Genomic DNA, 16,943 nt, shown 5'->3' on the forward strand with positions numbered 1-16,943 from the left:
TACAAAAAAAAGAAGCGATCACGCTTCTTTTATTCCAAAATATTCATTGATTGCTTTGAAGATCGCTTGAGCAATTCGTTGTTGGGTTTCTGGCGTAAAGAGAGCTGCTTCATCCCCACTATTGGATAAATAACCAGATTCCAATAAGACAGCTGGCATGGTCGTATATTTAATCACTCTAAAACCAGCAGTTCTTATTCCGCGATCATTAAAACCTGTTGCTTCTACAAGGTAAGGATGAATCAATTGGGCAAAGAATCTGCTCTCTTCATGTGTATAGTAGGTTTCTGTTCCACTTACGTCCGGTTTTCCAGTCATCGCATTGGCATGGATCGAAATAAATAAATCAGCACCCAAGGAATTTGCTAATTCCACACGCTCGTCTAATGTTGGATAGGTATCCGAATCTCTAGTCATGATCACTTGAATCTCTTGGTTATTCTGATATAATGTATTGACTAATAGAGCAACCGCTAAGTTAAAATCCTTTTCTCTTGTACCACTTACTCCTGATGTACCTGGATCTTTTCCGCCGTGGCCAGCATCAATCACAACTTTAAAAACCTTTGGTTTCATCTGTAAGATCAAGAGGTTGTCCCTTTTCTCTATGCTATAATCTACTTTCTTCTTTAAATCGACAACAATTCTGACTTGATCTGGATTTAGTTGAAATTGACTATAACGCACAGCGCTAAAGAGCTCGTTCTCTGCAATCTCAGGTGACTTTAAGTTTGGTGAGAGAATCATCCCCTCAAGGTCAATCACTAAACGGTTAGGTTGGTTTAACTCGATTAATTTGTGAGTAAATTCTGTTTCCTTTGTTTCAATGATAAGGCTTGTCCCATCTTGAACAATCGTTTGTAATTCATTTGAAGGTGCAATTTCTTCTAGCTGAGATGGATCATTTTGATTTTCCTGATCTGGTTTCTGATTTGTTTCATCATTAGTAGTCTCATCTACTGGGCTAGGTTCTTCTTTAGTATCTGTTGGCTTATCTGTTGTTTGTTCTTGACCATTCTGCTCATTTCCAGTTTCCGATGGTGGCACAACTGTGTCTACCTTAGTATCGATCGCAACAGATTGAGTTGATGCATCCCATTTCACATGAGCACCAAAATTTTCAGATATTGCTCTAATGGGTAAAAAGGAACGGCCATTTTTAGAAATAGGTGCTACATCTAATGCAATTTTTGTCCCATTCTTCCATAATGTTGCTTGATTAAGGACAAATCTAATTCGATCTTGACCACTCACAATATTTACTTCTTTCTTTTTACTATCATAGGTGACGTAATAGCCAAGGTTTTCGGATATCACTCGAACAGGAACAATGACACGACTGGTATTAGTCATGATAGGTGGAGCATCAGATAAAACAACCTTCCCATCGATTAAAATTTGAATCGGTTTCTCAGCAGCCATTACAACGCTAGGTACAAGAAGAAACAAGAAGATCAAAAAAAGAAATAAAATGCGTCGTCTCTCCATGTTTCTACCTCTCTTATTCTCATTTTTGTTTTTGACATAAAACGACGTTTTCTCTAATCAACTCACTTTCCTCAATTCTTTTCTATTAAAATAGACAAAAAAAGACAGAAAAAGTTGCGGGAGTTAGACAATTTTCAATAAATTTATACTTTTGGACTACTTCCTTTCCATGATCCAGATCGACAGAAAAACAAAGAAGCCAACAAATGCTGTTCCAGCCATAAATAAATAAGTGTTCATCATTCCATAATGTTCTGATATCCAACCACCCATCATCGTAACCGCCATACTCCCTAAGCCTAAGCCAAAGGAACCATATAAAGACATTGCAGTCACTTGCATTTCTTTAGGGGATATTTCACGAACAAACTGGGCCGCAGTTGGAACGTATAATCCAACAGAAAAGCCTTGAACAAATGTAGTAGCTAAAACCCAAGATACTGAGGGACTAAAGGAATAGAAAAGCCATCTTCCTGTCGTTACAAGGGCTGAAAACAAAAGAATGGGTAATAAACCAAATTTGCGAATTAAGAAACCACTTACCCTCATCAAAGGAGCTTCACTACCTGCTGCTAATAAAAAGGCCAAGCCAAACCCTGACATTGATCCCCCTATTTCTTTAAAAAATAAACCAAAATAAGTGTTATTTGCATTGATCGATCCAAACAATAAAAAGGTTCCCAATAAGAAAATGAGAAACTTAGGTATCTTTAATAAATCTCTGATTCCTTGAAAAAGTTGTATAGAGACTTGACCAGTCTCATTAGGGATGTTGAAGGTGATCAGTGCAGCCATACCTAGGAAAAGTGCATATAAATAAAAGATGACTTGAATATCTAACAAATCGCTTAGTGTTCCAGCAACCCATACGGCAACAGCAAAACCAATCGCCCCCCATAAACGAATATCACCATAATTGCCCCCATAGTTGTGAACAAAATTCATCGAAATATTATCTGAAATGGGAACTACGGCACTTTGAAATAAGGAGAGCGCTGCATTTAGTAAGATAAAAATGGCATAAGATTGATTATACGGAAAAATCAAGGCAACGAATCCAGCCGCTAGCAATGTAAAAAATAAAATTTTTTTCTCGATACGAAACCGATCACAAATCATTCCCCATAGAGGTTGCACGATAATAGCCACTACAGGCCCAATCGACATAAGGAGGCCAATTTGCCCTTCACCTAACCCTTGTTCTTTAAAGTATACAGAAAGGGAGGGATATAACGCCCCTACACCAAAAAAGAACAATAAATAAAAGCCACTTAAATTGGTATATATTTTTTTTCTACTTTTCTTGTAAGCAATTGCCTCCAACTTGACATCTCCTTTGCTTATTCCTTTGCCAAATTATATTGTAACACATCAAGCACATTATTTGGGCGTATGCATACCCTATAATAAAAGCCCATTTTAAGGGAGGGTTTGAAATTGAATCTTAAAATAGATACGATTACAGAACATATTCCAGAAGATGCTTTTGGCTACTCATTAGCCTTAGGTGACATCAATGGAGATGGGAAAAACGAGATCATCGTTGCTTCCACCAATGGGCCAAAAGGGGCTACTATTAAAGTTTTTTCTCCTAATAAAAAACGACTAAAGACGTTTCATATCGGAAATAAAAAGGTAAATACCATTCGTCTCATCACTGCCGACATCAATCAAGACCAAATCGATGAACTAGTAGTTGGGATTACCTATCAAGATTTATCTGGAGAAGTAAAAGTCTTTTCTGTCAAAGATCATAGAACAATCTACCATTGGAAAAGTGAAAGGGAATACGATGCCTTTGGATTTACCATTGCAGTTGGCCATATCACTGGTGATGAAGGGATCGATGTTTTAGTAGGAGCACCACAACCGATTCAAAGGGGCAAAGGAAAGGTCTACATCTATAACGGCAAAGATGGATCATTATTTAGAGAATATACTTCAAGAATAAGCAAGGAATATTGTGACTTTGCAACCTCTGTAGCTGCTGGCGATATCGATGGTGATGGGTTTGATGAAGTCATTATTGGTGCACCAGGTGTCCCTAGAGGGGAAGTCTATGTTTATTCAGGTAGATTAGGATGGCTAACTCAGAAGTTATCTGGTGATCCCGGGTTTGGTATCAACGTTCATGTAGACGATGTGAATGGAGATGAGCGAAAAGAACTCCTTGTGACAACGAAAGATTTACATGGCAATAAAGTTTCTGTTTTCCAAGGAGGATTTTATCCGATCTATGAAATCATGAACGACGAAGTAGATATTGGTTTTGGTGAAACCATGATCACGTCTGATATCAACGGTGATGGTAAAAAAGAAATTATCCTTGGCGCTTTTGATGCTCATCACAAGAGGAAAAAATATGCTGGCCAAGTGAATGTGTATTCAGGTGATGAAGGCAAGTTACTCCATCGTTGGTATGGCCAAAATGAAAAAGATCAATTTGGTTTCTCCATGGCTGCAGGTAAACTAGATAACGCAAAAGATAGCTTACTGATTGGTGTTCCAAGAGAAATTCTAAAGAAAAATGGTCTTGTCTATATTGTTTCAATGGAATAATATTTACCCATGCCTTCCTTTTACAGAAAATAATAAGGAAGGCATTGCTCTTGAAAATAAAATTAATATTTAAGAAAATAGATTAAAACTTGATTTGAGGTGATCATCTTGAAATTCGAAAATAAAGTCGTGATCGTAACAGGTGGCGGTCAGGGGATTGGACGAGCCATCTCACAAGCATTTGCTAAACAAGGGGCAAAAGTCGTCATTGCCGATATCGATGAAGAAGCAGGACGAGAAAATGAAAAGATAATTATTCAGGAGCAAGGTGAGGCGTTATTTGTAAAAACAGACATGAGAAATGAGGGAGAGATTAAACAGTTAGTCAATCAAACGGTAAAAAAATATGGACAAGTCGATATATTGATCAATAATGCGGGTATTGGCCATACGGAATCTATTTATACGATCAATGTAGATGATTTTGACCGGGTGTTGTCAACAAATCTCCGTTCTACTTTTATTTGTAGCAAATATACGGCTTTAGAAATGAAAAAGCAACAACAAGGAGTCATTATTAACATTTCCTCTACACGTGCATTCATGTCAGAACCTAATACAGAGGCTTATGCTGCTTCCAAAGGTGGGATTTTGGCTTTAACACATGCTCTAGCAATTAGTCTTGGCCATGATGGTATTCGCGTGAATGCAATCAGTCCTGGCTGGATTGAAGTTGGAGATTGGCAAAAATCAAAAATGGCCATCCAACCTCACCATTCAGAAGAAGATAAAAATCAACATCCTGTTGGGCGAGTTGGACAACCAATGGATATCACAGCAGCATGTCTGTATTTAGCTTCAGACGATGCTAGTTTTATTACTGGCCAAAATCTAACCATTGATGGCGGAATGACCAAAAAAATGATTTATGTTGAATAAAGGGAATAATTTATTCCTTAATGCCTAGGGCGATGTTTCCTGCAATTCGTTCAGCCGTTTTCCATTCATCTAAACTTAAAATACGCTCAGATAATGGAAATAAAATTTGGTTTTCTTTATGAATATGCTCTCTTAATACTTGCAAGATCAATCCAGCATGTTTTAAGGCGACATCTTTGGCTGGTGTTTCTTTCATCAATTCTTCCTTTAAAGCCTTTTGTTCGTTTCTGAGGTCATCATGTTCTCGCTCCATTACCATGACAGGTCCATTTGGGCCTATTTTTTCTGACATCAATGGGAATAATGCCTGTTCTTCTTGAACAAAGTGAATATCTAAGGCGACTTCAAGGAATTTGGTAAAACCAATAAGCTGCAATTTTACTCTTTCTATTTCAGCCCCTTTTCTTAATTCTTCTAAATGAACATGTAATTGATCTAACTGCATCAATGCGTGCTCGTGATCTTCATAAAATAATTGTAATAAACTATTCATCTACATAACCTCCATCCCATTTTATATCTTTACCTATACTATACTAAGGTTTGGAATCTATTGCAGTGAAATTTATCACATAAAGATCATAAAGATATTATTGTACTCTTTTTTCCCTGACCTTAGGTAGGATTTTCTTAATATCTACTTTTCTCTCTTTCTTCCAAGTAGAAGGTTCGTGCTCATCAAATTGTTCTAAAAAATCAATGACCTCCTTAGTTAAAGGTGTTGGAGTTGAAGCTCCTGAAGTTACAGCTACGGTTTGCTTTCCTTTGAGCCATTCGATATCTAGCTCAGACAAATCTGCAATCCGATAAGCAGGGACACCGGCAATTTCTTCTGAAACTTGGGCCAAACGATTAGAATTATTACTTCTAGGATCCCCAACCACAATAACTAGATCACTATCTTTTGCTTGTTCAGCTACTGCTTCTTGTCGAGTTTGAGTCGCCATACAGATTTCATTATAAACCTCTGCATGGGGAAATTTTTCTAAAACCTTCTTCATCACATGAGCAACATCCCATTGGCTCATGGTTGTTTGATTTGTCACGATAATTTTATTTGATTCAATCTCTAATTGTTCTACATCTGCCTCTTTTTCAACTAAATAAACTTGCTCAGGTGCAACTCCAATTGCCCCTTCTGGTTCAGGGTGACCCTTTTTACCTATATATATAACTTTATAACCTTGCTTTGTTTTTTCCTCAATAAGAATATGGGTCTTGGTTACATCAGGACAGGTTGCATCAATGACAACTAATCCTTTTTCCTTCGCCCTTTTTTTTACTTCTGGTGAAACGCCATGGGCAGTAAAAATAACCGTTCCTTCATCAATTTGTTCTAGTAAGGCTAAACGATTTTCCCCATCCAAGGAAATAATATTCTGTTCTCTAAACGCTTCAACCACATGTTGATTATGCACGATCATACCTAATATATAAATAGGTCGTGGTAAACTTTTGTCCAAGGCTGCATTTTGTGCCAAAACCATGGCATCTACCACACCATAACAATATCCTCTTGGAGAGATTTTAATGACATTCAAAGTATTCTCCTCCTCATATACATATACTACTCTATTTTAACATCTGTAGATAAAAACACAATGGAGCGGAATTTAATATTGCAGTCTTAAAATATTCAGAATATAATAATTCCTATAATGAACGTTATATAATATATACTATTTTACATAATAGTATATCACATATTATTTGCAGCAAATTATTCGACATCTAAAACAAAATGGGGAGGATATCATAATGAGTACAAATGTGGAAGAACTAAATCTTAGAAATCTACTAAAGGGGACAAACGTTTATTTTAATCTTGAGGTACCAAAGATTATTGAACTAGCGATTCAACGTAAGGAAGGAATTTTAACAAAGACAGGTGCATTATTGACGACGACTGGCAAATATACTGGACGTTCTCCAAAAGATCGATTTATCGTTGATGAAAAAGAAAATCACGACAAAATCGCCTGGGGTATTGTAAACCAACCGATCAGTGAAGAAATTTTCTATTCACTCTATCAAAAAGTATTACAATATCTTCAAGATAAAGAGATCTTTGTTTTTGATGGGTATGCTGGTGCAAATAAGAAATATCAATTACCGATTCGTGTTGTAAATGAATTCGCATGGCATAATCTATTTGTACAACAGCTTTTCATCCGCCCCACTAAAGAAGAATTAGAGAGCCATCAAGCTGAATTTACTGTTATCTCGGCCCCCGGTTTTAAAGCAAACCCTACCGTTGATGGAACAAACTCTGAAGCTTTTATTATGCTTAATTTAAAGGAAAAAATCGTCTTAATAGGTGGTACAGAGTATGCTGGTGAAATGAAAAAATCGATTTTTAGTGTCATGAATTTCTTATTACCACAGAAAAATGTCCTATCGATGCACTGTTCAGCCAATGTAGGAAAAAACGGCGATGTGGCTTTATTCTTTGGTTTATCTGGCACGGGAAAGACCACCCTCTCAGCAGATCCAAATCGTTATTTAATCGGCGATGATGAACATGGCTGGTCTGATGATGGAGTCTTTAATATTGAAGGTGGATGCTATGCGAAATGTATTCGCCTCTCTGAAGAAAATGAGCCACAAATTTGGAATGCCATCCAATTTGGTAGTGTACTAGAAAATGTGGTAATTGATGATAACCGTAATTTAGACTTTAATAGTGATGCTCTTACAGAAAATACCCGTGCTGCTTATCCGCTACATTATATCCCGGGAGCAGTCATCCCTAGCCAAGCAGGACATCCTCACGTAGTCATCTTTCTTACTGCGGATGCTTTTGGTGTATTACCTCCTATCTCTAGACTAACAAAAGAACAAGCAATGTATCATTTCTTATCAGGTTATACAGTAAATTAGCAGGCACAGAACGGGGTGTTACTGAACCAGAGGCCACTTTCTCCACTTGTTTTGGTGAACCATTCTTACCATTATCTCCAACCATCTATGCGGAGATGCTAGGAGAGAAAATCACTAAACACCAAGCAAAAGTCTATCTTGTGAATACTGGTTGGTCAGGTGGACCTTATGGTGTTGGACAACGAATAAAGATCGCTTATACAAGGGCAATGGTCACAGCGGCTTTAAATGGTTCAATCGAAGAAGCTGCTTTCATAAAGGATCCTATTTTTGGTTTTGGTATTCCTACCCAGATTCATGGTGTACCTGAAGAAGTCTTACAGCCTAAAAATACTTGGGCAGACCAAGAAGCCTATGATCGTCAAGCCAATGAATTGGCAAAACGTTTTATCCTTAATTTTAATAAGTTCTCACAAGTATCTGAAGAAATTAAATCAGCTGGACCAAAAGTTACTGAATAAGAAAAGGTTTGTATATTCCAACGCACTCCAAAGTTCGCTGTTTAGGAATATACAAACCTCTACTATTTTTCTTAGTTCTCTTATTTGTTTGGGTCTAGTGTGATTAGTCGATACATACTTCCTAAGATTCGATGCTCATTTTTGAGCTTGAATCCTGCCAATTCTAAATTCTTCATTGTGTCTCGATTAATGTTTGCCCCGATCATTCCTACGACTAACGGGTTTATCATATCCATCATTTTTCCCATCATCGGTTGATCACTTCGCATGTGCTCTAACATTCGAATTGTTCCATTTGGTTTAACAACTCTACGAATTTCCTTTAATCCTTTGATTGGATCAGGGACAGAACAAAATACACAGGTGGTAACCACTGCATCAAATGAATTATCTTCGAATGATGACATCCATCCAATCATACACATGGGCTACACGATTATACCGTCTACGAATAATCTCTGTTCGATCCATCTTTTATTCACTTACCTTCGTCAAATAGTCATTCCTTTTCAATTGCTTTGATGTTACTAAAATTTATTTCATTAAATCTGGATATAGCGCTTTTGCTATGCTTTCTAAACCATCGATGATCCGTGGTCCTGGTCGATTCACGATGTCACTATCTAGATCTACCACTCGTTTATTTTTAATCGCATCAATGTTTTGCCAACCTTCTTTTTTCATGATGTTTGCTACGGCATTCTTATCATAGTATCCATATGTAGTAAGGATCACTTGTGGGTTTTTTGAAATAATTTTTTCTTCATTATATTTTATCCAACCTGGGTCTTCAACGATATTGATTCCTCCAGCTTCCATTACTAATTCATCCATAAACGTTCCTTTTCCCGGTGTGTATAAATCTGGAGAAACAGCTACAAACACACGTACTTTTTCTTCTGGTTTCAAAGTAGCTAATTTTTCGTTTATCGATTTTTGTTTTTCCTTCATTTTAGAGACGACTTCTTTCGCTTGTTGTTGCGTATTGGTGACAAGACCAACTTTTTCAATCGTTTGATAGACGGCATCTAAACTTTGTGGGTTAAATTGTAAAACAGGTATCTTTAATTCACGAATTTTATCTGTCATTTCTTTGTTATGAGAACCTAACAAAATTAACTCTGGGTTTAATTTAACGATTTGCTCGATGTTTGGATTTAAACCTTCTTGAAAAACGTACTCTACTTTTTTCTGAACATCATGTGGATAGTTATCGTACTTCGTTACTGCAACAACTTTTCCTTCTAAACCTAAGGCAAAGAGTGTTTCTGTGTGACTAGGAATTAAGGATATAATACGCGTCGGTTCTTTTGTGATCGTAACCTTTGTTCCTGTATCATCTATAATGGTTAATGGGTAGGTTGTTTTTAATGTTTCTTCTTGTTTTTGAGCTTGATTTTGAATCGTTTGTTCTTGTGGTTTTGCAGCTTGTTGCCCACATCCGGTAAGAACACCCAACAATAGTAAAATAGCACTTAACAAAAGCAAACTTTTCTTCATAAAACTTTTTTTCAACATCTTAATCTCTCCCTTGTTCATAGTATCATGAATGATTTAAAAAATATAGTGATCGAAAAATTGAACATATACTGGTCGTAGAGAATGAATGAACCAATCTTCTAGATTCTCAAACATCTTTTCTTTTCGTCTTGAAAATGCGACTCTATCTTTTCTTGGTGGTAATCCATATTTCTCTCGTAGTCGTTCTAACCACTCATGTCGAAAATGATCTGAATCAAAGATTCCATGAATAAAAGTTCCCCAAGCTGGTAAGTTCGGATGATGAAACCCTTCAAGAGTTCCATTTTCTAATAAAAACATCCCTTCTTGTTTTTCAGTCCATTCCACAATCCCCATATGAATTTCATAGCCAAAAATAGGTAGCTTAGAATGAACCTTTTTTCCTTTCACACGGACGGTTTTCTTTTCCTTCTCAAATCTTGTAACCATTGGGAAAAAGGCAAACCCTTCTCGTGATAAAACATTTGATTCGATCAAATCTGGATCCAACAATCTCTCACCAAGCATTTGATATCCACCGCATATTCCGACTAATTCTCGCTGTTGTGCTACATGATCAACTATTTTTTGCCAAAATCCAGATTGCTGCAAAAACTGAAGGTCTTCCATTGTATTTTTTGTTCCTGGCAAAATCACAACATGAGGATTACCAAACTCTTTCACATTATTTACATAGCGAATTTGAACATCCTCTTCCAGCTCTAATGGTATAAAATCGGTGTAATTCGATATATACGGATACTTCACAACGACAATGTCTAAGTCCGCGTTTTCTTTTGCCATTTGTTTTTGCTGTAAAGCCACCGAATCCTCTTCTTCCCATTCTGGTAATGGATAAAAAGGAAAAACAGCAAGGACCGGAATATCTGTGTACTTTTCAATCCACTCGATTCCAGATTGAAAAAGCTGAAGATCTCCACGAAATTTATTAATAAAAATTCCTTTCACCCTTTTTCGTTCTTCTGCTGTCAACAATTGTAGAGTCCCTACGATTTGGGCAAAAACGCCCCCACGATCAATATCAGCAACCAAAATCACATCTGCATTGGCCCACTCGGCGACCTTCATATTCACAATATCCCGATCTTTTAAATTCATCTCAACAGGACTACCTGCACCTTCAATGAGGATCAAATCGTACTCCGCTTGTAGTTTCGCTAATGAGTCTTGAACGATTTTTTTTAATTCTTCATGTTTTGTCTCACGATAATCCCGAAAATTCATTTGTGCGATCGGTTTCCCGTGAACAATCACTTGTGATGCGTATGGATTGCTTGGTTTCAGTAGAATCGGATTCATATGTTCTGAGGCCACGATCCCAGCCGCATCGGCTTGCAAACCTTGGGCTCGTCCTATTTCTTTCCCATCTACTGTGATATAGGAATTTAAAGCCATATTTTGCGCTTTAAAGGGAGCAACAGAAACATTTCTTTGCGAAAAGTAACGACATAATGCTGTGACAATCCTACTTTTCCCGACATCAGAACCTGTACCCACAATCATTAAAGCCTTAGCCATCTTTACTTTCCCCTTCATCGACTTCTCTCATTTCTTTGTACTGCCAATTCAGATAAAAAAGAGAGCCAGGTCGAACATTTAATTCATAAAAAGACGTATGGTGAATCATTGAATAAAGAACCCGAATCGGACCTCCATGTGTGATAACAAGCATCGATTGACTAGCACTTTCCTCTACCCATTGATCAAAAAAGGAAATCAGCCGTGATTTTAATTGCTGTAAGGTTTCCCCATTTGGCGGTGAAATTTGCCAAGGGTCATGAAGCCATTTGACAAATAACTCTTGTTGATTTTGGTACAACCCATCATAATCTTTCAATTCCCAATCGCCAAAATTCAGTTCTTTCAGCCGCTCATCTTGCATAAAAGGAATATTCATGTTCAGTTGTTTACGAATGATCTGCATCGTCTCTATTGTCCTTTTCATTCCGCTATGCACCATCATTTCAACCCGGTGTTGTTGCAAGAAAGGAACCCATTTTAAGATCTGATCATCATTTTGATCAAGTAAAGGCGGATCACTGCTTCCAAGCAATATTCCTTTTTCATTCCATTTTGTCAATCCATGTCGGAGTAAATAAAAGTTCATGTCTCACCTCGATAACAGAACAAACATAAGCCAAAGCAGTGTTTCTCCCCCTTCAATGAACCAGCCATAAACATCCCCTGTTAGTCCCCCTAATTTTTTTGTAAAATACACGCCAAATAAAAGGACAAACCCAATAACCAGAAATAACATCTGTAGCGCATAAGCAGTCAGCCAAAATAATGGTAGAATCCAAACAAAAGTGACTATGAAAGTTTTCAGTGTTAGAGCTTCCTTTAACATCCTTCCGATCCCTTCCTTGCGCGCATAGGGAAAACGATATACCGCCAATACAACACCAAAGCGGGCCAGCAAAGGAGCAAAAAGAAATGCTTCTAGGGAAAACTTCGCATCAATACTTAGCAAACTCGATGCCTTTAACGCAAATAAAATAACAAATCCGATCACACCCATAGCTCCGACACGACTATCCTTCATAATCGCAAGCATTTTTTCTTTATCTCGGCTACTCCCAATCCCATCAAAAACATCCATCCAACCATCTGCATGTAACCCTCCTGTTATCCATAAAAGGAAAGAAACCAACAGGATCGAATGAACCGTTCTTGGGAACCAATCAATCGTAATTTGCTGAAATAAATAAAGGAAAAACCCAATCATCCAACCTACAGCAGGAAGGTAGAGAATCGAACGTTTCATCCTCTCTTGATCATAATGTATGGCATATGGAACCGGAATACGGCTAAAATATTGGATTGCCATCCAAAACGAATCAATTTCATTCATTAATCGCCTAATTTTGCATCACCCCTTTCATATCGTCTTTGATCAACATCGGGATTCCAGCTACGACTAAATAGACTTGGTCTGCTACCTTTGCTAATTTTTGATTGGTCCAACCTAGCAAATCCTGATAGATTCGGCCTAAAACATTCATTTCAATTCCACCAAACCCGACCTCATTCGTTACAAGAATTGTAGGTTGGTTCGTTTTCATAAGTGTCTGAATAAAGCGATCAATTTGCTCTTCTACTATTTTGACCCCTTGTTCTGATTCCCACATTTCTTTTCCCATTGGATCTTTTTGTAATAAAAGATTAGAAACCCACACTGTAACACAATCGATTAAAGTGACAGAATCAGCTGAAGCCTTTTTCTTTGGGGCAAAGTATTGATCAATCCATATTGGCTCTTCGATAATCTTCCAATTTGTTGGGCGATTTTTTTGATGATGGAGAATTCTTCTTCTCATTTCTTCATCTTTAGCTTCTGCAGTTGCAATATAACGAACATGCCTTTCATATTGACTGGCTAAAGATTGGGCAAAATTAGATTTGCCACTTCTTACTCCACCTGTAATCAAAGTGACGTTAGCTTGAGGATATGTCAAACTGTTTCAACTCCTTTAAAAGCTCAAGGTTTTCTTCCCGTGTTTTGATGGCTAAGCGGATAAAATGATCATCTAGTCCTGGAAAAGAATGAGCCAAACGAATAGCGATTCTTTTTTTCTTTAACTCTTGTTCAAGTCGATCTACGGAAAAAGAAGTGTGTACCAAATAAAAGTTCGTCGTTGTGGGGTAAATGTGATACCCATCGATTTGTCTCATTTCTTGGTAAAACCACTTTTGTTCCTGATGAATCCATGCCCGCGTTTCTTCCCTAAATGAAATGTCATCAAGTAAAATTATCCCTACCTGTTGTGCCAACGCATTGACTGTCCAAGGGTCTCGTATCAACTCCATGGAATGAACCAACCACGAAGGTCCAATCGCATACCCTAATCGAATCCCGGGAATAGAGTAAAATTTAGTCAGAGAGCGCACAAGGATAAGGGGAGTATCTTCTTTAAACAGTTGTATTAACCCATATGGCTCACTTGTAAATTCAATAAACGACTCATCGACCACTAAAAGGGCCTGCCGATCTTTCACAAGTTGGATCACTTCTACCATTTCTTCTAAAGAAACCATTTGACCTGTTGGGTTGTTCGGACGACAAATATACAGTAAATCCCCTTTAGATAGAATCGCTTTTAATCTTTCAAGGGGAAATATAAATCGATCTCCATCTATCTCATAAAAGATCCGTTTTATTGGAACATTTGCCGCTTGTAATGATGCTTCATATTCTGAAAAAGTAGGATGAACAACGATTCCTTGATTCACACGTAGTACCCTTGGTAAAAGAAAGAAAAGTTCTGCTGCGCCATTTCCAATCACGACTTGTTCTTGATTCACTTTTAACTTTTTCGCAATTTGTTCCTTAAAAGGATACGCTTGTTCCAATGGGTATTTACAAATCCACGATCGATCACTTTGCTGTAAGAAATCCATAATCAAAGCTGGAGGCCCTAATGGATTGGTATTAATACTAAAATCTAGTTTTGCCCAAGACTTACTTCCATGTTCCCTTTTACTCAATAAAGGGATATGTTCCTGTAACCATTCTTTCACCAAATCACCAACCTAATTGGTAAAATAAAGCGACCAAAAGATCACCGTGTACAAGCCAATAAAGATTCCACTTACACCATATAACAACTGAATCGTTTGTTGAATATGCTCAACCTGAAGCGGTTTAAGATCATCCCCCATATACGCTCTTTTTTTGGGTTGGCCAAAATAAATATTGACCCCTCCTAAGCGGATATGTAAAGCCCCAGCAACACTCGCTTCTGGGATGCCACTATTCGGACTAGGATGTAAATGTGCATCTCGAAACCAAATAGAAAGAGACTTTTTTGCATCCAATTGTAACAACCAAGCTGCTAAGACAATGAGAACACCGGTGATCCTTGCAGGGATATAATTAAGTAGATCATCAAATCTTGCGGAAGCAAAGCCAAAATCACGATAACGTTCGTTTTTATACCCACACATCGAATCAAGGGTGTTGGCTGCTCGATATACCATTGCCAACGCAGGTCCTCCTAATATGGCGTAAAATAGTGGAGAAATTACTGCATCGACAATATTTTCTGCAATAGTTTCAACCGTTGCCCGAATCACTTCCGATTCATCCAAATGATCAGTATCCCGACTAACGATATAACCAACCTGTTTTTTAGCTTCTTCTAGTTCTTTTGCCTTTAATAAAGAGAACAACTTCTTCCCCTCGTCTGCTAAACCTTTCGTTGCAATTGTGGTTGAAATGAGCCAAGCGCCTACCAACAACGATAACCAAAGATGAACCTGATTCATTACAAATAAAATGAGCCATACCAATCCATAACTACTGCCAACAATGATAATGACTAAAATAATCCCTAATAACCGCTCTGAAAAATGGAAAGTAAATCTTCGTAAAAATGTTTCCATGTTTCGAATAGCTTTGCCAATCAACACCACGGGATGTGTCAATTGCTTTGGATCACCAATCCACAAATCAATGAGAAATGCAGCGATCACTTGCCAATAAAGATATTGATTCATACTCTATCCTCTGTCGTTAGTTTTGAGATACGATTTTATTTGCTACGTTTGCCTCTTCAAAGGTAGCCATTTCTTGAAATAGATGTTGAGCAGAACGAAGTATTGGAAGAGCTAGGATTGCACCTGTTCCTTCCCCTAGTCGTAGGTTCAATTGTAATAATGGATAAATTTGCAACGCTTGTAACGTATGTCGATGTCCTGGCTCCTCAGATTGATGGGAAGCAATCATATAAAGTACACTCTTTGTTTCAATCTTTGCTGCAATCAATGCCGAAGCACCCGTATTAAAACCATCGAGCAGAATAGGAACTCGCTTATAAGCAGCAGACAAAATCATCCCTGTCATCGCTGCAATTTCATAACCACCAAATGTAGCAAGAACCTCGATTGGATCATTAGACTGTAGGTTATGGAATTGTAATGCTTGTTGAATGACCTTTTTTTTATGCAACCACTGATCTGAATCCAAACCAGTCCCTCTACCAACGACTTCATCAAGAGGTCTTTTTAGCAATGAAGCTGCAATCGCTGCACTCGATGTGGTATTTCCAATCCCCATTTCTCCAATTGCTAATCCTTTTGCACCATTTTCTACTTCCATCACCCCTAAATCAAATCCGACTTGAATCGCCTCTATTGCTTCTTGTTTGGTCATCGCTTTTTCTTTGAGAAAATTCCGGGTGCCTTGTCCAATTTTCTTTTGGATTAAGAGGGGATTATCGATGGAATCTTTCATTCCCACATCGACCACTTTTAACGACACATCGTGTTGGCGTGTTAACACATTAATCGCCGCTCCACCATGAAGAAAATTATGAACCATTTGTGTCGTCACTTCGGAAGGAAAAGCGGAAACTCCCTCTTCTGTTACTCCATGGTCCCCTACAAAAACAAAACTTGTAATCGGGTCAACACGGAAACGAGTCGTCTGATAAATGCCTGCCAATTGAATGGCCAAATCTTCTAACATTCCCAAACTACCCTGTGGTTTTGTCAATTGATCTAAATGGGTCTCTGCTTCTTTCATTACATTCACATCTAACAATTGAATCTGATCAATAGCCGTTTGCCAATTCATGTTCTTTCCTCCTCAATATTCAATTCCTTTGACAGCTGGAATTCCTTCATTATAGTAATGTTTTACTTCTTGAATTTCAGAAACAAGATCTGCTTGGTTGATGAGTTCTGGTTTAACATTACGACCTGTAATCACCACATGTAACGCTTTTGGTCTTTGTTGAAGTAATTGAATCACTTCTTTTAGTGGAAGAACATCATCGATGGGAAAATCAGTGATTGCTAAAGCATTATTCAACTCGTCTAATACAATTAGATCGTAAGAACCCGACATTGTTTTTTCTTTAACTAATTCCCAAGCCCTGTTTAACGCTTGACGATGTTCCTCTGCCGTTTTCGTCCAGGTAAAGCCGATACCTAATTGAATAATCTCAATCCCTAACTTCTCTAATGTCTTTTTTTCTCCATAATCCCTTTCAGGTGATTTGATAAATTGAAAGATGCCTACCTTTAGACCCTGACCGAATGCTCGAACGGCTAGTCCAATTGCAGCTGTCGTTTTTCCTTTTCCGTTTCCCGTATAAATGATCGTTAAGCCTTTTTTCGTTTCTTTCATCAATTTCTCTCCTTTCTTCAAGTGAA

General features: G+C 37.7%; 16 protein-coding genes and 1 pseudogene. 3 read left to right on the top strand and 14 right to left on the bottom strand.

From position 1 onward, the window contains the following. Positions 1–18: 18 nt before the first annotated feature. Together TEPIDINF_RS09110 and TEPIDINF_RS09115 are read right to left on the bottom strand one after the other, a co-directional pair. Entirely contained in the window at positions 19–1,488 is a 1,470-nt protein-coding gene (locus TEPIDINF_RS09110; RefSeq protein WP_068725910.1) for an N-acetylmuramoyl-L-alanine amidase family protein, read from the bottom strand. A gap of 156 nt (positions 1,489–1,644) precedes the next feature. Continuing rightward, positions 1,645–2,811 (bottom strand): MFS transporter, encoded by a 1,167-nt coding sequence (locus TEPIDINF_RS09115; RefSeq protein WP_421691808.1) that lies wholly within the window; start codon positions 2,809–2,811, stop codon positions 1,645–1,647. Between the two features lie 114 nt (positions 2,812–2,925). Here TEPIDINF_RS09115 and TEPIDINF_RS09120 point away from each other — a divergent pair, with 114 nt between their 5' ends. Together TEPIDINF_RS09120 and TEPIDINF_RS09125 are read left to right on the top strand one after the other, a co-directional pair. Next, positions 2,926–4,047, top strand: coding sequence for an FG-GAP-like repeat-containing protein (locus TEPIDINF_RS09120; protein ID WP_069800788.1), 1,122 nt, complete (start codon positions 2,926–2,928; stop codon positions 4,045–4,047). Between the two features lie 108 nt (positions 4,048–4,155). Next, positions 4,156–4,926 carry an SDR family oxidoreductase gene (locus tag TEPIDINF_RS09125; RefSeq protein WP_421691809.1) on the top strand — a complete coding sequence of 257 codons (771 nt, stop codon included), beginning with the start codon at positions 4,156–4,158 and terminating at the stop codon, positions 4,924–4,926. A 10-nt stretch (positions 4,927–4,936) separates the two neighbouring features. On the opposite strand, the gene TEPIDINF_RS09130 is transcribed toward TEPIDINF_RS09125, so the two are convergent. Continuing rightward, positions 4,937–5,419, bottom strand: a complete 483-nt coding sequence (locus tag TEPIDINF_RS09130; RefSeq protein WP_421691810.1) for a hemerythrin domain-containing protein — start codon at positions 5,417–5,419, stop codon at positions 4,937–4,939. A 97-nt stretch (positions 5,420–5,516) separates the two neighbouring features. Continuing rightward, on the bottom strand, positions 5,517–6,467 hold the full coding sequence (locus TEPIDINF_RS09135; protein ID WP_421691811.1) for a 4-hydroxy-3-methylbut-2-enyl diphosphate reductase: 951 nt from the start codon (positions 6,465–6,467) through the stop codon (positions 5,517–5,519). 217 nt (positions 6,468–6,684) lie between these two features. On the opposite strand from TEPIDINF_RS09135, the pseudogene pckA reads away from it, so the two are divergent. Then, positions 6,685–8,267, top strand: a pseudogene (gene pckA / locus TEPIDINF_RS09140) (phosphoenolpyruvate carboxykinase (ATP)). An 80-nt stretch (positions 8,268–8,347) separates the two neighbouring features. Here the strand turns inward: pckA and TEPIDINF_RS09145 are convergent. From TEPIDINF_RS09145 to cobO, 10 genes are all read right to left on the bottom strand, one after another. Next, on the bottom strand, positions 8,348–8,674 hold the full coding sequence (locus TEPIDINF_RS09145; RefSeq protein ID WP_235589101.1) for a class I SAM-dependent methyltransferase: 327 nt from the start codon (positions 8,672–8,674) through the stop codon (positions 8,348–8,350). A gap of 127 nt (positions 8,675–8,801) precedes the next feature. Further along, positions 8,802–9,785, bottom strand: coding sequence for an ABC transporter substrate-binding protein (locus TEPIDINF_RS09150; protein WP_421691812.1), 984 nt, complete (start codon positions 9,783–9,785; stop codon positions 8,802–8,804). 36 nt (positions 9,786–9,821) lie between these two features. Next, on the bottom strand, positions 9,822–11,306 hold the full coding sequence (locus TEPIDINF_RS09155; protein WP_421691813.1) for a cobyric acid synthase: 1,485 nt from the start codon (positions 11,304–11,306) through the stop codon (positions 9,822–9,824). After that, a complete protein-coding gene (locus tag TEPIDINF_RS09160) occupies positions 11,299–11,895 on the bottom strand; it encodes a histidine phosphatase family protein (RefSeq protein ID WP_421691814.1) in 597 nt (198 codons plus the stop codon). The genes TEPIDINF_RS09155 and TEPIDINF_RS09160 overlap by 8 nt, the downstream gene beginning before the upstream one ends. A 3-nt stretch (positions 11,896–11,898) precedes the next feature. Continuing rightward, positions 11,899–12,639 carry an adenosylcobinamide-GDP ribazoletransferase gene (gene cobS / locus TEPIDINF_RS09165; protein ID WP_421691815.1) on the bottom strand — a complete coding sequence of 247 codons (741 nt, stop codon included), beginning with the start codon at positions 12,637–12,639 and terminating at the stop codon, positions 11,899–11,901. Positions 12,640–12,646: 7 nt separating this feature from the next. After that, positions 12,647–13,243, bottom strand: a complete 597-nt coding sequence (cobU, locus tag TEPIDINF_RS09170) for a bifunctional adenosylcobinamide kinase/adenosylcobinamide-phosphate guanylyltransferase (protein WP_421691816.1) — start codon at positions 13,241–13,243, stop codon at positions 12,647–12,649. Next, positions 13,224–14,306 carry a pyridoxal phosphate-dependent aminotransferase gene (locus TEPIDINF_RS09175; protein WP_421691817.1) on the bottom strand — a complete coding sequence of 361 codons (1,083 nt, stop codon included), beginning with the start codon at positions 14,304–14,306 and terminating at the stop codon, positions 13,224–13,226. The genes cobU and TEPIDINF_RS09175 overlap by 20 nt, the downstream gene beginning before the upstream one ends. Before the next feature lie 12 nt (positions 14,307–14,318). Next, the gene (gene cbiB, locus TEPIDINF_RS09180) at positions 14,319–15,284 is read right to left on the bottom strand and encodes an adenosylcobinamide-phosphate synthase CbiB (protein ID WP_421691818.1); all 966 of its coding nucleotides are present in this window, start codon (positions 15,282–15,284) and stop codon (positions 14,319–14,321) included. Between the two features lie 16 nt (positions 15,285–15,300). After that, positions 15,301–16,362, bottom strand: a complete 1,062-nt coding sequence (cobT, locus tag TEPIDINF_RS09185) for a nicotinate-nucleotide--dimethylbenzimidazole phosphoribosyltransferase (RefSeq protein WP_421691819.1) — start codon at positions 16,360–16,362, stop codon at positions 15,301–15,303. A 12-nt stretch (positions 16,363–16,374) separates the two neighbouring features. Beyond that, entirely contained in the window at positions 16,375–16,917 is a 543-nt protein-coding gene (gene cobO, locus TEPIDINF_RS09190; RefSeq protein ID WP_421691820.1) for a cob(I)yrinic acid a,c-diamide adenosyltransferase, read from the bottom strand. Positions 16,918–16,943 lie beyond the last annotated feature (26 nt).

It is taken from the genome of Tepidibacillus infernus, assembly GCF_048898065.1.
GTDB classification, from domain to species: domain Bacteria; phylum Bacillota; class Bacilli; order Tepidibacillales; family Tepidibacillaceae; genus Tepidibacillus_B; species Tepidibacillus_B infernus.